This is a genomic window from Microcoleus sp. T3_B1 (assembly GCF_036700445.1).
Classification (GTDB): domain Bacteria; phylum Cyanobacteriota; class Cyanobacteriia; order Cyanobacteriales; family Microcoleaceae; genus Microcoleus.
The window spans coordinates 1-16636 of the sequence record NZ_JAUBOX010000121.1 but is presented as its reverse complement, the minus strand read 5'-3'; the positions used below and the strand labels follow the sequence as shown (position 1 = coordinate 16636).

Below are 16636 nucleotides of genomic sequence, written 5' to 3'. Positions count from 1 at the left end.
CTACCTAATTATCAACAAGGCATAAGAGCTATGAGGCTTATTCTATCAGCGTTATAGGTGACTTGTCGCCCCGACAGGGTTAAACCATAATATATCCAAAGCTATCATTAACGAAGCCAAGCAATCTCAATCCCTCATTGCTATTGAGGATTTAACAGGTATTCGAGCTAGAACCAATCAGAAACCGAGAAACAAGACTGAACGAAGACGGTCTAATTCTTGGGCTTTCTACCAACTGCGTCAATTTCTCGAATACAAAGGAATAAAAGAAGGAATTGAGATCCTAGCAGTTAACCCTGCTTATACCAGTCAAACCTGTCATTGTTGTCTGCACATTGGACTCAGAAACAATAAGTCTTTTAAGTGTAGTAATAAAGCTTGTGGATGGATTGGGGATGCTGATAATAATGGCTCGTTGATGATAGCTTTAGTGGGGCTGAGTGTAAACCAGCCTGGAGGTTCAGAATTGTTGGCTTGTCCAATTGATTCTAGGGCTACTGAAAGCCTACGCTGTACGCTTGCGTCAGCGTAGGTAGTTTACCCATGATTTATCTGGACGTGCAACTAGCTCCTGGCAAGCAATTTACCTTACCGGGTCATTACAGCGAACAGGCTGTTTACAGCGTAACAGAGGGGCTTATGATCGATGGAGTGCCTCTGGAACAACATCGGTTGGCAGTTCTCACTTCAGGCACTGAAGTAAACATTTCTGCTTCCGGCAAGGCTCGTTGTATTGTGATTGGCGGTGAACCTGTTGGTGAGCGCCATAAGTGGTGGAATTTTGTTTCGAGTCGGCACTCGCGCATTGAGCAAGCCAAACTCGATTGGAGAGAGGGACGCTTTGCTCAGGTTCCTCAAGAGACAGAGTTTATTCCGCTGCCAGAAGAGCCACCTTCTCAAGCAGAGCAACCGTTGTGAATAACCGCAGCGATTTAAATTAAAAAACTGTTTTTTGATTCAGAATTCGTCTTTTTCACCTGACGGGGTTGTCACCCCGTCAGATTTGTGGATTGACAGCCGGGAAAAATCATAGGTTTTTTACTTGATTAGAGTTTTTGTTTATACCATAAATATGCAACCCTAATTAAGTAGGTGAGAATATTGTAGGGATGATTGATTAATTGTCCCTACAATTTTAGAAGGGTAATTATATCAAGTCTGAACGAGCGATCGCAATACCTGAGAGTCTGGAGGGTTGACGAATAGTTACACCAGGAATCCGAGTTCCGGGTGAACCCGTCCCTACAGGATTGGGATGCTTTCGTAACTATCTGCCTATATTCCGCTTCATGCGATCGAGTTCTTCGTCTGCTTCCCAGCGTTGAAACTTTTCTTCTAAAGGATCTGCGGCATTAAAACTGTTATAATTTGAACTCTGATTCCAACCCTTTGTATCCCAATTTTGCTCTGTTTTAGCGGTAGTGCGAGTTGCAGCTTCGGCTGCTTTTGCTCGGACTTCTTTTCTCCTTACTTGAATTTGGCGGTACAGTTCTTTTGCTTTTTCAATCCGTTCTTTGCAGCCTTGCATTTGCCCCCAGCGCTGATTTCCCTGACGCAGCAAAGCGGCTTGCCGCTCTTGGGCGGCTTGAGCTAAATCGAGCCTTTGAGCAGCTTTAGCTTTGTTGATGCGATCGTTCCAGCGCTGAATTTCTTGGGCGGCCGAGAGAATTTCGGCTTGCAGTTTTTTCTCTTGTTTTTGGATATCGAGAATCAGCCGCAGAGTGTCTTCTTCTTGTTCCTTCAGTTGTTCTTCTATTGCCTGCAATTCCAGATGGGGATTGCTACGCAAAAATTCTTCTAATCGGGTTTCTAGAAAGCGGCTGAAATCATCAAATAAGCCCATTTTTTATAATTCCTCAGTCATCTGTTATGAGTCATTAGTCATTGGTCATTAGTTATTAGTCATTGGTTCTTAGTCACTGGAGATTGATTATCGATCCTGAGTTGTTAGTTATAGCAGAAGAAAGTTCGGTAACGAATTGGGGAAGCGATTTAACGGATAGAAGGAAGAAGCAATAAGAGCAATGGTTTCAGCAATTAAGAACGTCTTGGCGGTTCCTATATTATAACTTTTTTCACTGCTCGTGATATACAGCCCGATCGCTGCCCATTACTGATTACCGATGACCTAAGTCATAACTAATGACTGAGGACTAATGACTCATAACTGATGACTGATTAGAACTTTTGGCCGACAAAAACCGATCGCACATCTCCTCCCTTGCGGATAACTGCTTCTTGATTTTTGATTTCTGCCAGCGTCCAACCGCTAGCGCCGATGCTTTCGCCGACATAAATTCTGCGGGCTACGCCGTCTACTTCAAACAAAGCAGCAGATCGATCGCCCAACTCCAAAATCCCTACCAGCGTGTGGGCGGAAGTCGGGGCGCTGCTGACTGCTGGTGCCGATTGCTCGGGCGCGGGCGCAGATTGCTGGGCGGCTGCGGGCGCTGGTGCCGGTTCGGTTTCGCGAGCCAAAATCTTTGGCTGGGGAGACTCCGAGGGGGAAGGGGAAGCGGCGACGGGCTCTCGATTGCCCGCAGCGGCGATCGCACGACCGGAGGCTGGAGCAGCAGGCGAGGGGGAAACTGCCCCGGTTTGAGGAGCAGCCGGAGCAGCCGGAGCAGCCGGAGCAGCAGCCACCTGAGCAGGCGGAGCCACAGTCACCTGAGCGGGGGGAGGGATGACTACGACTTGGGGTGCTGGTGCTCCCGGCTGCGCGCCGGCTTGTTCTAGGGCATCAGCGATGCGGTTGACTGCTGTCGAAAGACCTGCTGTTGCCGGTGGCGCGCCGGAAATTGGAATGCTCGGCAGCGTCCCTGGGGTGGGGGCTCCGGGAACTCCTGCAAGTTGCGGGTTAGCTTGGGGTGCTTTTTTTTGTTCGATCGCTTCTAGCGAGCGCTGCACGTATTCCACAAACGGGGTGTCTGGTGCTGTTTTGCCACTTGCTACCGACCTCTCTGGTGCGGGGGTGGCGGGCAAGCGCACGAGTCCCGACCTGCTTGCGAGCCATAACCCCATGACTAGCAGCAGCGACCCACAGGCTGCTCCCAGCAGGATTCTGTCGAATGATTGTTTGGACTGCTGTTTTTTGGTTGTTTCTAGGGCGACTTGGCGGGCGATCGCTTCTACGTCTTTTTCGCCCCGCGGTGGCTGGGGGGGTGCCAACTGCGACAAAACTATTTGAGGTACCGAGATCGACTTGAGCGCCACGAATTCTGGCTGCACGGGTTCCGATGGCAGTCCGCCGCTACCGTCGAATGCTCCATCGACTCCTTCAAACAGTTCGTCCATCAACCGATCTGCGTAGGACTCTACTGCCACTGCTTCGGCTGGCACTGTTTCCACCGTCGCCCTCACGGCGATCGGCTCTGACGCTGATTCCAAAGACATCTGTTTGGCGATTACTTTTTGAGGCATAGTTTTCTGTTTGCTCCCGCTCCTCGACAACCCTGAGATTCTCAACTTCAGACTTCTACAGGATAGTTGTGATGTTGACCAATTCTTGGTTCAGAACAGGTCAATTGTATCTCACCCATCACCATATTTTTAGTCCTCGGCCAACTTACTTTGCCCGATCGACTTTTGTTTTACCTGTTTTGTGCCTTTTCGCCCCTGTTTTCTGCTGCCAGTCTTATTTGCTTACCCTGACTTTTACTGCATATTCTAGTGCTTTTGTCAACCCCACCCTCCGGGGCTTCGCTGTTTTTGACACACAGCTTTACTTGAGGCGATCGCAAAAAAAGCGGTTTTTTTGCCGCTGTTTCCGATCGCATTGCAGCTTTGACAAGGATTTCAGACTTTTATCCGTCTTAAGTTTGTTAGTCAGTTTGTTTGACAGTAATAACAAGCTACAGATTTTATAACTTTAATAGTACCATAGCTTCATCACAATTAGGTAATAAATTGTCAAACGTTGCAAAATCGTCGGCTAAATAAGAATCATTCCTAATAAAATTTTTACATTTTTTTACAACATTGTTTGTAATATGAAAATAAGAAAAATCCTTAAGCTTAAACATAACTTTCACTTATAATTAGGAGCGCGCGGTCAAATTTTTGCAGAAAATAGCAAACTCTAAATTTGCCTGATTCAGCGCAGCAAGAAAATTGTCATTGCTGGAGCTTGACAGAGGATAAAAGCTGAGGGGAATATCTAGCGAAACTTGTGCAGCATCCCAACGGCGAGTTCCGGCTTTCGCATTAAAAATACAGGTTGGACGATCGCTCCGAATTGAGGCATAATAAAGGTACATACATTAGGTAAGGCAACATCTCATGGTTAACGTTATCCGAGGCGATGTAGATAAACCAGAGTCATCTAGAAGGCTAGCTGAGTTCTTTGAGAAGAGAAGCGATATCGATGGCAGCTTATATCTAGGATACCCAATAATCGGAACCTCTCAGGGGGGCTATCAGATTGATGCTCTTTTGGTATCCAGAGAGCAGGGTGTTGTTATTTTTAACATTGTGGAAGGAACTGATATCAGCCTAAACATAGAAGAAGTACAAGATGAGAGCATAAATAAAATTCAATCTAAACTACTTCAACAGAAATCTCTCACGAACAAAAGAAAATTAATGGTAGAACTTGGTGTGGTAACATATGCACCAGCTTGGAGTCATAAACCAGAGCGTTTAGACGATGAATATCCGGTCATAATTAGTGATTCAGAACTTACAAACTACTTGGAAAAACTAGAATGGCCATCATCGAGTGAATATTTTGAAGAACTTAACTCAGTCATACAAGCTATGACTTCCATAAGAAAAAGAAATCAGCGCAGCTATGTTAAGCAAGAAAACTCCAGGGGAGCAAAGCTCTATAAACTAGAAGAATCAATCGCCAACTTAGACAGAAATCAAAGTGCAGCAGTAATTGAAACAGTCGAAGGTGTCCAGAGAATTAGAGGTCTTGCTGGTTCGGGTAAAACCATAGTTCTAGCTCTTAAAACTGCATATCTACACGCAAAACACCCCGATTGGCATATTGCTGTAACTTTTAATACCCGTTCGTTGAAAGGTCAGTTTAAGCAGCTTATTAATACTTTTACTATTGAGCATAAAAGTGAAGAGCCAGATTGGGAAAAAGTCAAAATAATTCATGCTTGGGGAAGTCCTTCAATAGAAGGAATTTATTATGAATTTTGCAAAAGACATAATATTGAATATCGAGATTTAAATTCAGCAAAAACGATGGCTAAATATGGTCAAGAGTTTGATAGAGTTTGTGAGGAAGCTCTTAATAAAATTAAAAATTATCAGCGGTATTATGATGCTATACTTATTGATGAAGCCCAGGATTTTTCTAAACATTTCTTGCGACTTTGCTATGAAATTTTGAAAGAGCCAAAAAGAATGGTTTATGCTTATGATGAGCTTCAAAATCTAAATAAAAAGACAATGGAATCACCGGAAGTCATCTTTGGAACAGATGTTCACGGTAAACCACGTGTTCAACTTCAGAACAAAGCAGGGGAATCGAAACAAGACATTATTTTAGAAAAATGCTATAGAAATTCTCGTCCCATCCTAACTTCTGCACACGCTTTAGGTTTTGGTATATATAGAAATGAAGGATTAATCCAGATGTTTGAAAATGCTGGATTATGGAGAGATATTGGTTATGAAGTAGAGGCAGGAAGCCTGGAAGATGGAAAATTTGTTAAGCTTTCTAGGACTAACAATACCAGTCCTAAGTTCCTGGAATCTCATTCAGATATTGAAGACTTAATTATGTTAAAATCTTTTGACAGCAACAAAACACAAATAGAATGGCTAATAAATGAAATCGAAAAGAATCTTAAGGAAGATGAATTGAAAGGTGACGACATAATGGTTATCCACTCTAATCCACTTACAACTAGAGAGGCTGTTGGAGACGCTAGAGCTTTACTATTTGAAAAGCGGATTAACTCTAACCTTGCTGGAGTAACAACTTCACCAGATGATTTTTTTCGTGAAGAAACGATCACTTTTACGAGTATCAATAGAGCTAAAGGAAATGAAGCTGCAATGATATATGTGATCAATGCTCAAGAATGCTTTTCAGGTTATGAACTTGCCATAAAAAGGAATATCTTATTTACTGCGATGACAAGAAGCAAAGCTTGGCTAAGAGTATTAGGTTATGGTGAAAATATGAGAGGTTTAGTAGAAGAATTTAATAAAATTAGGGAAAAAAAGTTTGTTCTTGAATTCACTTATCCTACAGAAGAAGAGCGCAAAGAAATGAACCTTATTAATAGAGAGATAAAGCTACAGGGAGGCGGTCTTATGGCTAAGTCACGTAGTAGTCTAATAATAGATTTAATTGAAGCTCTTGAGAAAGGTGAAATCCAAAAAAAAGACTTACCCCAAGAGTTAGTAAATAAACTAAAAGACAAGCTTTGAGAATCTTTAACATCTCCAGACAAAAATCTCAAACTTTTATTCTGCATCAAGTAAAATCTAATTTATGAATAAGTTTAATGACTAGCCATCAAGAGATTTTCAAAGAAATTAAGGAAATCACTCAAAAATTAATATTAATTGGTTTATCGGATAAACAAAATTTTCCTTCATCTACACAGACTGGTAAAGGTAGTTATAAAATCGCATATTCTGGAATGCAGGATCTCTCAATAGTATTAAAAAATGTTGATTACAAAGAGATGTATGAGGAATTAGATAGAAATGACAACTATAATATCAAAATGATTGATGGTGCGTTAATCCAGTTGATGTATACTTATAAAAATTCTAGTTTTATTTCACATAGATTAGCCTTCTTTCCATCACCATTTTTGGAAAACTTTCAGAATGATCCGGAGATTTATGAAAATGACGAAATATATGCAGACATAATAGCAAAAAATATATTGCCAGTACCAATTAGATTTGATTACGATCCAGACAACCATCAGGAATTAGATCACCCGAAATCCCATCTAACTTTGGGACAATTTAAAAATTGTAGAATACCTGTTTGTTCTCCCATAGCACCCAGTACATTCATATCTTTTATTCTTGGTAGTTTTTACAACACCGCATTTAAAAAATTCACAGCTCAACTTACATTTTCCAGTAAGCTTTTTAATAAAACTATAACTTCCGGAGAAAAAAAGATATTGCACATAGCTATTGAATGACCAAAGAAATTAGCATACTTAACTTTAAGTAAGTGGGTACAAATAAACATCACGTGGGGAGGGCGGGTTTTGCCACAGTAAACTCGATTCTAGTATAGAAGCTACGCTAAACCAGCCCCTACAAGACCCTACAATATATTATTGTTTTTTCGTGATGTTCTACAGCACAACCCAAATTAACCCACCCGTTCGGCCAATTCCAACCAGCGCTCAGTCGCATGATCGATCTGCTGCGTCAACTGAGCTAAACGATCCGATAACTTCTTTACCTCCGCAAACCCGCTCGGAGCATTGTTAGACAATCTCTTCTCAATCTCTTGTTTCTCAGCTTCCATCTTCGGAATTTGACTTTCTAATTGTTCGTATTCCCGCTTCTCATTAAATGAAACTTTGGTGGAGCTTTGAGTGGAACTCTTGGATTTTGAATTGTTAGATTCAGCGGTGCGTGTTAGTTTTTCTTTTTCTTTTTGTTCTTTGATTTCCTTGGCTTCTTCGGCTTTTTTGTAGTCTAAATACACTGAATAATTGCCGGGATACAAGCGCAAATTGCCACCCGGTTCCAAGGCGAAAACCATGTCGATCGTGCGATCGAGAAAATAGCGATCGTGGGACACCACAATCACGCAGCCGTTAAAATCTTCGAGATAATCCTCCAAAACCGCCAAAGTCTGCACGTCTAGGTCGTTTGTCGGTTCGTCCAAAATCAGCACGTTCGGCGCACTCATCAGCACTTTCAACAGAAATAATCGGCGCTTTTCCCCGCCCGAAAGTTTGTTAATCGGTGCATACTGTTGGTTCGGTGGAAACAGAAACTTTTCCAACATTTGAGAAGCGGTAATGATTTCCCCATCCGCCGTTTGCACCAACTCGGCCACACTTTTCAAGTATTCAATAACTCGCTGGTCTTCGTTCGGCGTCAAATCCTCTGAATGCTGGTCAAAATAACCGATATGAATGGTTGTGCCAATTTCGACAGTACCCGAATCCGGCTGAATGCGTCCGGTGATGATATCCATCAGCGTGGATTTTCCCGCACCGTTGCAGCCAATAATTCCAATCCGGTCTTCGGGCGTGAAATTGTAGGTAAAATCTTTAATTAAAGTGCGATCGCCGTAAGCTTTACTGATATGCAGTAACTCAATCACCTTCTTACCAATCCGGCGGCCTGCTGTGGCAATTTCGACTTTGCCGTTGGCTGTTTTGAACTCCTGGGCTCGCATATCTTTAATGCGATCGATCCGAGCTTTTTGCTTGGTACTCCGCGCCTTCGGCCCGCGTTTGAGCCATTCCAATTCGCGCCGCAATACACCCGCGTGTTTGCGAACTGTGCTGGCGGCCGATTCTTCAGCTAAGGCTTTTTTCTCCAAGTAATAAGCGTAATTGCCAGCATAATTGTAAAGGTCGCCGCGATCGATCTCTAGGATGCGATTGGTAACGCGATCGAGAAAATAGCGATCGTGCGTAATCAGCAGCAAAGCACCGCGATAGCCGTTCAAATAGTTCTGCAACCACTCCACAGACAGCGCATCCAAGTGGTTTGTCGGTTCATCCATCAGCAACACATCGGGCTCGGACAACAAAGCCGTTGCTAAGGCAATTCGCTTGCGGTAGCCGCCCGACAAGTCGGCAATTTTCGCATCAAAATCCTCAATCCCCAACTTGGTCAAAATCAATTTGGCCTTCGTTTCCAAGTCCCACGCATCCACCTCATCAATGCGTTCCGACACCGCAGACAGACGCGCCATCAGCTTGTCTGTATCGCCTTTGCCGTGGGAAAGTTGATCGGAAATTTCCTCGTATTCTCGCACTAAAGCCATTTGTTCGCCACTGTCAGCAAATACTTGCTCTAAGACAGTGTGATTTTCGTCTAAATCCGGCTGTTGGGGGAGATAGACAATTGTAGACCCTGGATTGACCCAGCGATCGCCAGAGTCGATCGACTCCATACCGGCAATCATTTTCAGCAGGGTTGATTTCCCGGAACCGTTGGTGCCGATGAGTCCGACTTTATCGCCTTCATCCAGGCTGAAACTGGCATCTGTCAAGAGTTCCTTGATGCCGAAGTCTTTTTTGATCGATCGCAGAGTAAAAATAGTCATGAGTATATAAAATTATTTACCTAACTTTTGACATCGATAAGCGAATTGCGGTATTTTAGGTTATATCATATATTGTAACGCATCTGCAATACAATTATAGGAACAATCTAGACTAAAAAAGTGAATGTTCCAAATAGATTTCACACTAGATGCTTTGTTTTTCTATGATATCAGAAGTAGGACTATCAAAAAGGCGTGATTTTCAGTTTAACTGGGACACTTGATCTGGTTTCATCCGAACTAATCTTGATGTTGCGAGGGCCAAAATGAAAAGAGATCGTATTACAAGCAATCCAAAGCGGATGAACGGGCAACCATGTATTCGCGATCTTCGGCTTACTGTTTGTCGAGTGATCGAGCTGCTAGCAACTTATCCCGATCGAGAAGAGCTAGATCAAGAGTTTCCAGAACTAGAGGATGAAGATATCCGGCAAGCCCTAGGTTTTGTATCTTCTTACCTTGACGAGCTCATCATTGAGCTACCTAATCGCTAGTGAGTTAACTACTATTACAACTGAATAAACCGCTTTTTTACATTATTTCATACAAAACACTAAATTGGGTATGACGAGGAGATTGACAAACAAAAAACCTAGGCGGTAAAATGAGGAAAAAAGCACGGATAATTCTCAAATGAACGATCGATCCTCAGCAGATTTGATATCACCCGCAGAGTTACACCGCCAGCTTAATGACTTACTCAAGCAACTATCACCAGAACGATTACAGGTGCTTGCTGATTTTGCGGCTTACTTAGCAAATGCTGAAAGCGAAGCTGCAACTCAAGAACTTTTGGAAATTTCTGGATTGCTAGAGCGAGTTAAGCAAAATCGAGCAACTCCTAAAACTGATTATACAAAGTGGAGAACTCTTCGCAATGTACTATAATATAGATAAGCTGTTCGACATTTAAAGGACGATTGTAGGGTGCGTCAGTACAAGCGTTTCCCTTGTAAGCGTAAGTGTTCTAGCTGACGCACCTTACCCGGTTCGTTAGTCGTTTAAATGCGTAACAGCTTACCAACAAAAGTTGGAGTATCTTTTTATGTCCTTGTTATATAGACGCAGGTGCTTATGTCTCAAGCAATTAGGCAAGACATCATCAATATCGCCGAAGAGCAGATTGACGAAATAAAGCAAAAGATTGACTACCATACTACAGAATACACTATCGAATTCATAGTCGATAAATACCTGGAACAAGATGGTGGAGGGATCGGTGAGATTTATATCCCTGAATTTCACAGAAACTTGAGATGGGATATTAATCATCAATCTCGATTCATTGAATCCATTATTATTGGTGTTCCTATTCCTGCCATGATTGTCGTAGAAATCTATGAAACTGGAAGACTAGAAATTGTGGATGGCTCTCAGAGGGTGAGGACTCTTGCAGCTTTCATGACAAATCAGTTGCAATTGAGTAATCTCCAAACATTAGATTCTCTAAATGGTTCCTATTTTAATGATCTCGCACCCTCACGCCAAAGAAAGTTTAAATATACTTCGCTTAGAATGATAATTCTCTCAGACAAAGCTGATGAAAAAGTAAGGAATGATATTTTCTATCGCATCAACACCAGTAATCTCGATCTAACTCCTAATTCTAATAGTCTGCTACCAAACTCATAAGCCTGAGAATATGAAACCAAGAATTGACTATGCTAAGAATAAACTTTTAAGTCGCAGCCTATGAAAGAGTTCATCAGAGACTTTAACAGGCGAGTGGCAGAAATCCAGAAATATTTTGAATTAGTAGATAAAATTGAACAAATTGGTGCATTATCTTCTAAATCAATCATCTTCCCATCAGGTGAATATATTGTTGATAGCGAGATTCAAAAAATCTTGCAGTCTCATTGTTACCTGCTATTATACAATCTTGTCGAATCTTCTATCAGAAATGGTATAACTGCCATTCATGATGTTATTTTAGTCGAGCAATTAACTTATAAAGATTTAAGTCCCAAAATAAAGAGATTGTGGTTGCTGAACGATAAAAGTAAAAGTTTCAGAGACTCATATATCAAAAAGGATAACGTAGCTGACAATCTTCAGGAATTAATTAAATCGGTTTTGGATGATGAGATGGTTTTGTTAGATCCATCTAATATTCCCATATCGGGAAATTTGGATGCTAAAACTATCAAAGAACTCATAGATATGTATGGCTTCTTTGGAAATTTAGGAGTTGCGAGTAGAGAAATAGATGACATTCTGAATTTTGTGGTTAAGATTCGATGTGATTTGGCACATGGAAATGTTTCGTTTTGTGATGCTTCGAGTCAAATACTTTGGAGCAAGTTAGTTGATGACAAAGATAAATTGGTAAAATATATAACTCATCTGCTGAATAATATTGATGATTACATTGAGAAGAAGAAATACAGAATCTAGCAGTCGATTTTGATGCGTAAACCTTCGCTAAATCGCGATAGCCAGTGGAGATTGAAAAACCAAAATCCTCTGCGGTAAAATGAGGGAAAAAGCACGGATAATTCCCAAATGAACGATCGCTCCTCAGCAGATTTGATATCTGTGACAGAGTTACACCGCCAGCTTAATGACTTACTTAAGCAACTATCACCAGAACGATTACAAGTGCTTGCTGATTTTGCGGCTTACTTAGCCAATGCTCAAAGCGAAGCTGCAACTCAAGAACTTTTGGAAATTTCTGGATAGCTAGAGCAAGTTAAGCAAAATCAAGCAACTCCTAAAACTGATTACACAACCTGGAGAAGTCTTCGCTCCGATGTATGAAGTTGTTCTCCATCCTGATGCTCAAAAGGTTTATGTCAATGCTGACAAAGCCCTAGCGAAGAAAATTGCCCGATGTTTGGAGCAGTTAGAACAAACTCCTCAGTTGCACCCTAACATTAAAGCCCTCAAAGGAGATTATGCAGGGTACTATCGCTACCGAATCGGGGACTACAGAGTGATTTACTCGATCGATGATGAAGTGGTGCAGGTATTTGTTGTGGCGATCGCTCATCGCAGTCAAGTCTATGAATCGTGAGGGCGAGTTAGTCAGCCCAGCAACAAGAGCGATCGATTTAATCAGTAAACCATCGACTCCATACCCGCAATCATTGTCAGCAGCGTTGATTTCCCGGAACCGTTTGTGCCGATGAGTCCGACTTTATCGCCTTCATCCAGGCTGAAGCTGGCATCTGTCAAGAGTTCCTTGATGCCGAAGTCTTTTTTGATCGATCGCAGAGTAAAAATAGTCATCAGTATAGAAAGTCATTTACCTAACTTCACTTTAGTGTAGCATGGTGTTGCGTGTATTAATTGCATTATTTCGGAATCGTATTGCGTCTTGTACCGCATCTTCGATCTAACTCTAAGTTAGAGCTAAATGTTGAGCGATTGTTGTTTTATATTTTCTATTCCGATTCAATTATCATCTCAGGTTTCCAGTGATGAATTTAGATGAAAGAAAACTAGCAGTTAGGCATTTTTACGAGCTGTTTTGCGAAGCGAACGCTGAGACTTCTTTATACGAGACAGTAGTCCACAATAAATGCCCTGACGTTTGCCCAATCTATCAAAAAATTGCCCGTCTTAAATTGTTAGCAATATCTGTTTCTTCAGGTTTCGATTGTATAGAAATTGAGAGAATACAGCAGAATATCCCTCAAACTGTTACTGATGCTTTCGACCGTCACTTCTGGTATTCCCAGTGGACTCTTAGTGAATTATCTCTCGTAAAAATTCCGATTGCTGAACAAGACACATTTTTTTTGTTTGTTGTAGGGTTGTGTGATGATGGTTGGGAAAACAATGCTAGGTTTATCGAAATTTTTGCCCAAAAAGGCGAGTTTCTCGGCGCAACAGATTTGTACTGCGATCGAGCAGTGAAATGGAGAGAAAAACAATTCACCAATCAGGACTATAGAGACATTAGAGGCGAGCCGCCGCCTCCTTGGTCGGGAGATATTCCTAACGATTTATCTTACCGCGAACCTTTATCGTCAGAAGAAATACTCGACGAGAATCTGTCTTGCTTGTCCTTAGAGACTCTGTACTACCATGAACCTTTATGGTCTGAAGAAATGTTGTGGCAATCTGCTATAAAAATTGAGAATGAAGGGGCAGTTATTCGTTATGTTCTTCCCGCTCAAACTTACGGTATTTAATTTCCTGTTTTGATATTAAACCGATTCATTTACAGCAAGTCATGGAAGAATTACTGAGTCAGCTTAAACAGCTAGGATTCTATCGATATGAAGAATCGGAAACGATCGAAATATTGGAGAGGCTTTCAATCCAAACATCCTCACCTTGGGTGTTCGATGGAAAATACCAATACGATTCTTTAGATACGGTGACAGAAAGCGATGGAGTATATATCAACGAAGGCTTATTGTGGTTAGACGCTCCGCATCCTCAATACAGTCTTTGCTTCCTTAGCAGAGAAGACTTATCCGAATGTGTTTACGCCTATGCACTTGAGGAACTCAAACCTATTTTAGAAAGAGCTGGTGCGATCGTCAATGACATTGATGAGTTTGAAGCAGATAATGGTGATTCCTTTTTAAGGCTTAATGAAGTTGACTACCTTATTTGTCCCTCAGCAGTAAATTCATTTGCTACACGTACTATTGACAAGTGGAATTTTGTCACAGCGAAAACTTTGCTAGCAGCAAACAACTTATTAGCACACGCTCAGTCAGAGGAAAGAATTTATGTAGTTAGAGAGTTAGATGAAGATGGTTTATATATCGCAATTTTAACATCTAAAATGTTTGGATTAATTCATGAAAATTCACTATTAATAAATGAGCTAAAGCCTCAAAAAATAGAAACTTACTTTGCACAGTATCTTGATATGTCTAGATATCAACCTTAATAACATGAGCGATATCGATAATATTAAAATGCCAAATTACGATCGCTTTGAAGTGCGAATTAATCGAACATCTTTGCCTTGGACATTAGGCAATAAACTTGATGTAGCTGAGATTCATATCAACCATCAACCGCTAATAGAATTAGTGCGCCAAGTTGAAGAACCACTTGTTAGAGCAGAGATTCAGGAGCGGCGATCGGCAGGAGAGACTATTGATGAATCAGATTTTCCACCGGGAGATTACTTATACTTACCACCTTCTAGGATTCTGCTGCCCTCACGAAACTTGCTCGACGAGCCTTGGCATTGTGGATTTGAGTTGCAATCTAACGATCCACAGGCTGGGAAAGCGATTGTTTTAGGTTGCACTTGTGGGGTGATTCAGTGCTGGTTTATGCAGGTTAGGATCGCACTTAATGAATCTACTGTTGAGTGGGCAGATTTTGGTCAGTTTCATCGTGATTGGCAATATAGTCTAGGACCATTTAAGTTTGACCGAGAGCAATATGAATCTGAACTGTGCAAATCGTATGTATGAAGTTCTTCTCTATCCTGATGCTCAAAAGGTTTATGTCAATCTGGATCGTCCACGCCTTCCAATGTACTATAATTTAGATACCAACCTTTGTTGGAGTATTTTTTTATGTCCTTGCAAGAGCTTAAAGAAAAAGCCAGCCAACTATCAGTCAGCGATCGCCTTGCCCTGCTAAGTGCGATCGTTCAATCCCTGCAAAGTACACCAGAAATCGAGAATTGGCAATATTTAATTGCACGTCCTCATCCTTGGCGCAAACAACTTTACATTAAGGGACGTAAATTACTGGCATCGACTATTTGGCGAGACATGACTGCCAATGGGATGTCACCCGAACAAGCTGCCAAAAATTGGGATTTACCCCTGTCTGCTATCTATGAGGCGATTCATTACTGTCAGAATCATCAGGAACTCCTAAAATTAGAAGCAGACGAGGAACGCTATCGATTGGAAGCAAAAAAAGTCCAACTTGAGCCGACGAATGCTGCTTGACGAAGATTCTCAAGCAAAATATTTAGTCAATAAGTAAAGAGGCTGAATGAAAACCGATCGCCCTACCAATTGACCAAATCACCAAATTCTGCCAACAGTGGCAAATCATCGAACTCTCGCTCTTTGGTTCGATCCTTCGTGACGACTTTCATGCAGACAGCGACATCGATATCCTAGTGGCTTTTGCCCCCACGGCCGACTGGAGTTTACTCGATCGCGCCCAAATGCAGGAAGAACTCGAAGCAGTGCTAAGTAGACGAGTCGATCTAATCAGTAAACGGGCGATCGATCGCAGTTCCAACTGGATTCGCCGCCTTTGAAATTCTCTCTACTGCTCAAACTATTTATGTCAAATAGCTGCGATCGCGCTTCCTTAATCGATCGCTCTTTTTATTTCAACAACTGCTTCTCCCGTTTTACCCGTTGCGCGATCGAATATTGTTAGGGAGATGTGCCTATCAACTGCTTCAACAGATGGCTGAAATGAAATTGACTCATGCCCAGCAATTGAGCTAAACCTGCAAGCTTAATATCTTGATTCAGATGTTCGTTGATTTACTCAGTTTGCGTTTCTGATTTTATTGTACTTCGCCAGTGCGATCGCTATCTCTGCGGTGCTTTTGAGAACTGGCATTGCAAGCCATAGCTTGATTGTGCCTAGATAGCAATCACGTTTGAAGTCACTCTAGAAATATAAAGTTTTAATTTTAATAATTTTCGCTGACTTTAGTTCGCTTGGTGTCCAACTTAAAGATTCAACAGACAGCCGCCACCTTGACATGGCTGGCAATACGCACCTTACTTGTATCTAGAGACGGGTTGTTTCAACCATATCTTCTCTACCTTTAGGAAGAGATAAATCCGCCCCGATCTAACCAGGCAAAAATAATGTTTTGAGTAAAAAGGCGGGGGTGGAAAGTACGAATGCCGATTGTAGGGTTTCCTTGCCTGTCATTCCCAAGTGCGATCGCCGAAGATAAGAGTATAGAAATTAAACGGCTGGTTTTCACCCGCCCTTACACAAAATGAACTCACAACTAGAACAACAAGTAACAATTCTACAAGACGAAACAGCAGCGGCCGGGAATTCAGCCAACCCAACAGTTGAAACTCATGTATTCACATCAGAATTTGTAACAGAGGAAAAAGTCAGAGTGGAAGAATTTAAGATTAGCGGCGACAGCCTAATTGCTAAAGTCAAAGAACTAATTCAGCAAGGAAAACTCCGCCGCCTTGTCATCAAAAACTCGCAAGGGCGGACTTTGGCAGACATTCCGCTGATGGCTGGATTGGTAGGCGGCGTTGCCGGCTCAGTAGTCTTTCCAATTGCTGCTGTACTTGCTACAGTAGGGGCAGTTGTGGCTCATTTGACTGTAGCAATCGAGCGCAAAGAATAGTCATTAGTAATTAAAAATCTTCTCTTCAAGTCCGCGAAGGCGGACTTTGTTTGTTTAGGAATGAGAATTAAATAACTTCCACAAGTTTGTGGGATGGGCGTCCCGCCCGTCCAAAAAGGACGGGCGGGACG

At 41.9% G+C, this 16636-nt stretch carries 20 protein-coding genes and 1 pseudogene; 16 read left to right on the top strand and 5 right to left on the bottom strand.

Translation table 11 applies throughout. The features are described 5' to 3' along the window. Positions 1-91: 91 nt before the first annotated feature. Both QT990_RS33450 and QT990_RS33445 read left to right on the top strand, forming a co-directional pair. Positions 92-532, top strand: a complete 441-nt coding sequence (locus tag QT990_RS33450; RefSeq protein ID WP_333146173.1) for a transposase — start codon at positions 92-94, stop codon at positions 530-532. Positions 533-543: 11 nt separating this feature from the next. Further along, entirely contained in the window at positions 544-918 is a 375-nt protein-coding gene (locus QT990_RS33445; protein ID WP_333146149.1) for a pirin-like C-terminal cupin domain-containing protein, read from the top strand. A 349-nt stretch (positions 919-1267) separates the two neighbouring features. On the opposite strand, the gene QT990_RS33440 is transcribed toward QT990_RS33445, so the two are convergent. Beyond that, positions 1268-1843 carry a TIGR04376 family protein gene (locus tag QT990_RS33440; protein WP_333146148.1) on the bottom strand — a complete coding sequence of 192 codons (576 nt, stop codon included), beginning with the start codon at positions 1841-1843 and terminating at the stop codon, positions 1268-1270. A 335-nt stretch (positions 1844-2178) separates the two neighbouring features. Further along, positions 2179-3420: a hypothetical protein gene (locus QT990_RS33435; protein WP_333146147.1), complete on the bottom strand. Its 1242-nt coding sequence runs from the start codon at positions 3418-3420 to the stop codon at positions 2179-2181. A gap of 858 nt (positions 3421-4278) precedes the next feature. Between QT990_RS33435 and QT990_RS33430 the strand changes: the two genes are divergently transcribed. Then, positions 4279-6393, top strand: coding sequence for an ATP-binding domain-containing protein (locus tag QT990_RS33430; RefSeq protein WP_333146145.1), 2115 nt, complete (start codon positions 4279-4281; stop codon positions 6391-6393). Positions 6394-6470: 77 nt separating this feature from the next. Further along, complete coding sequence (locus QT990_RS33425) at positions 6471-7130, top strand: DUF2290 domain-containing protein (protein WP_333146143.1); 660 nt, start codon at positions 6471-6473, stop codon at positions 7128-7130. Between the two features lie 176 nt (positions 7131-7306). On the opposite strand, the gene QT990_RS33420 is transcribed toward QT990_RS33425, so the two are convergent. Next, the gene (locus QT990_RS33420; protein ID WP_333146142.1) at positions 7307-9229 is read right to left on the bottom strand and encodes an ABC-F family ATP-binding cassette domain-containing protein; all 1923 of its coding nucleotides are present in this window, start codon (positions 9227-9229) and stop codon (positions 7307-7309) included. A gap of 266 nt (positions 9230-9495) precedes the next feature. Between QT990_RS33420 and QT990_RS33415 the strand changes: the two genes are divergently transcribed. From QT990_RS33415 to QT990_RS33390, 6 genes are all read left to right on the top strand, one after another. Then, entirely contained in the window at positions 9496-9723 is a 228-nt protein-coding gene (locus QT990_RS33415) for a DUF433 domain-containing protein (protein WP_333146140.1), read from the top strand. Positions 9724-9862: 139 nt separating this feature from the next. After that, a complete protein-coding gene (locus QT990_RS33410) occupies positions 9863-10117 on the top strand; it encodes a hypothetical protein (RefSeq protein ID WP_333146138.1) in 255 nt (84 codons plus the stop codon). Positions 10118-10303: 186 nt separating this feature from the next. Further along, entirely contained in the window at positions 10304-10861 is a 558-nt protein-coding gene (locus QT990_RS33405; protein WP_333028054.1) for a DUF262 domain-containing protein, read from the top strand. A gap of 60 nt (positions 10862-10921) precedes the next feature. Further along, entirely contained in the window at positions 10922-11626 is a 705-nt protein-coding gene (locus QT990_RS33400; protein WP_333146135.1) for an MAE_28990/MAE_18760 family HEPN-like nuclease, read from the top strand. A gap of 108 nt (positions 11627-11734) precedes the next feature. After that, positions 11735-11911 carry a hypothetical protein gene (locus QT990_RS33395; RefSeq protein ID WP_333146134.1) on the top strand — a complete coding sequence of 59 codons (177 nt, stop codon included), beginning with the start codon at positions 11735-11737 and terminating at the stop codon, positions 11909-11911. A gap of 70 nt (positions 11912-11981) precedes the next feature. Beyond that, positions 11982-12245: a type II toxin-antitoxin system RelE/ParE family toxin gene (locus tag QT990_RS33390; RefSeq protein ID WP_333146131.1), complete on the top strand. Its 264-nt coding sequence runs from the start codon at positions 11982-11984 to the stop codon at positions 12243-12245. A 56-nt stretch (positions 12246-12301) separates the two neighbouring features. Here QT990_RS33390 and QT990_RS33385 read toward each other — a convergent pair. Further along, positions 12302-12460: pseudogene (locus QT990_RS33385) on the bottom strand (ATP-binding cassette domain-containing protein); the annotation flags it as partial. 191 nt (positions 12461-12651) lie between these two features. Between QT990_RS33385 and QT990_RS33380 the strand changes: the two are divergent. The 5 genes from QT990_RS33380 (at position 12652) to QT990_RS33360 (ending at position 15428) form a co-directional block, all read left to right on the top strand. Further along, entirely contained in the window at positions 12652-13368 is a 717-nt protein-coding gene (locus QT990_RS33380; RefSeq protein ID WP_333146127.1) for a hypothetical protein, read from the top strand. 41 nt (positions 13369-13409) lie between these two features. Continuing rightward, entirely contained in the window at positions 13410-14081 is a 672-nt protein-coding gene (locus QT990_RS33375) for a hypothetical protein (protein ID WP_333146125.1), read from the top strand. Positions 14082-14085: 4 nt separating this feature from the next. Continuing rightward, positions 14086-14619 carry a hypothetical protein gene (locus tag QT990_RS33370; protein ID WP_333146123.1) on the top strand — a complete coding sequence of 178 codons (534 nt, stop codon included), beginning with the start codon at positions 14086-14088 and terminating at the stop codon, positions 14617-14619. 105 nt (positions 14620-14724) lie between these two features. Further along, positions 14725-15108: a hypothetical protein gene (locus QT990_RS33365; protein WP_333146121.1), complete on the top strand. Its 384-nt coding sequence runs from the start codon at positions 14725-14727 to the stop codon at positions 15106-15108. Between the two features lie 56 nt (positions 15109-15164). Continuing rightward, positions 15165-15428 (top strand): nucleotidyltransferase family protein, encoded by a 264-nt coding sequence (locus QT990_RS33360; RefSeq protein ID WP_333146171.1) that lies wholly within the window; start codon positions 15165-15167, stop codon positions 15426-15428. A gap of 121 nt (positions 15429-15549) precedes the next feature. Here the strand turns inward: QT990_RS33360 and QT990_RS33355 are convergent, their stop codons facing one another. Then, complete coding sequence (locus QT990_RS33355) at positions 15550-15651, bottom strand: AraC family transcriptional regulator (protein WP_333146169.1); 102 nt, start codon at positions 15649-15651, stop codon at positions 15550-15552. Positions 15652-16133: 482 nt separating this feature from the next. On the opposite strand from QT990_RS33355, the gene QT990_RS33350 reads away from it, so the two are divergent. Next, positions 16134-16505 (top strand): DUF4342 domain-containing protein, encoded by a 372-nt coding sequence (locus QT990_RS33350; RefSeq protein ID WP_333146119.1) that lies wholly within the window; start codon positions 16134-16136, stop codon positions 16503-16505. Positions 16506-16636: the final 131 nt, after the last annotated feature.

Excerpts from the sequence above, each read along its gene's own strand:
- QT990_RS33400 (WP_333146135.1), top strand. The coding sequence starts at position 10,922 with ATGAAAGAGTTCATCAGAGACTTTAACAGGCGAGTGGCAGAAATCCAG.
- QT990_RS33390 (WP_333146131.1), top strand. The coding sequence starts at position 11,982 with ATGTATGAAGTTGTTCTCCATCCTGATGCTCAAAAGGTTTATGTCAAT.
- QT990_RS33380 (WP_333146127.1), top strand. The coding sequence starts at position 12,652 with ATGAATTTAGATGAAAGAAAACTAGCAGTTAGGCATTTTTACGAGCTG.
- QT990_RS33435 (WP_333146147.1), bottom strand. The coding sequence starts at position 3,420 with ATGCCTCAAAAAGTAATCGCCAAACAGATGTCTTTGGAATCAGCGTCA.
- QT990_RS33415 (WP_333146140.1), top strand. The coding sequence starts at position 9,496 with ATGAAAAGAGATCGTATTACAAGCAATCCAAAGCGGATGAACGGGCAA.
- QT990_RS33405 (WP_333028054.1), top strand. The coding sequence starts at position 10,304 with ATGTCTCAAGCAATTAGGCAAGACATCATCAATATCGCCGAAGAGCAG.
- QT990_RS33350 (WP_333146119.1), top strand. The coding sequence starts at position 16,134 with ATGAACTCACAACTAGAACAACAAGTAACAATTCTACAAGACGAAACA.
- QT990_RS33365 (WP_333146121.1), top strand. The coding sequence starts at position 14,725 with ATGTCCTTGCAAGAGCTTAAAGAAAAAGCCAGCCAACTATCAGTCAGC.
- QT990_RS33445 (WP_333146149.1), top strand. The coding sequence starts at position 544 with ATGATTTATCTGGACGTGCAACTAGCTCCTGGCAAGCAATTTACCTTA.
- QT990_RS33395 (WP_333146134.1), top strand. The coding sequence starts at position 11,735 with ATGAACGATCGCTCCTCAGCAGATTTGATATCTGTGACAGAGTTACAC.
- QT990_RS33430 (WP_333146145.1), top strand. The coding sequence starts at position 4,279 with ATGGTTAACGTTATCCGAGGCGATGTAGATAAACCAGAGTCATCTAGA.
- QT990_RS33410 (WP_333146138.1), top strand. The coding sequence starts at position 9,863 with ATGAACGATCGATCCTCAGCAGATTTGATATCACCCGCAGAGTTACAC.
- QT990_RS33420 (WP_333146142.1), bottom strand. The coding sequence starts at position 9,229 with ATGACTATTTTTACTCTGCGATCGATCAAAAAAGACTTCGGCATCAAG.
- QT990_RS33375 (WP_333146125.1), top strand. The coding sequence starts at position 13,410 with ATGGAAGAATTACTGAGTCAGCTTAAACAGCTAGGATTCTATCGATAT.
- QT990_RS33425 (WP_333146143.1), top strand. The coding sequence starts at position 6,471 with ATGACTAGCCATCAAGAGATTTTCAAAGAAATTAAGGAAATCACTCAA.
- QT990_RS33440 (WP_333146148.1), bottom strand. The coding sequence starts at position 1,843 with ATGGGCTTATTTGATGATTTCAGCCGCTTTCTAGAAACCCGATTAGAA.
- QT990_RS33370 (WP_333146123.1), top strand. The coding sequence starts at position 14,086 with ATGAGCGATATCGATAATATTAAAATGCCAAATTACGATCGCTTTGAA.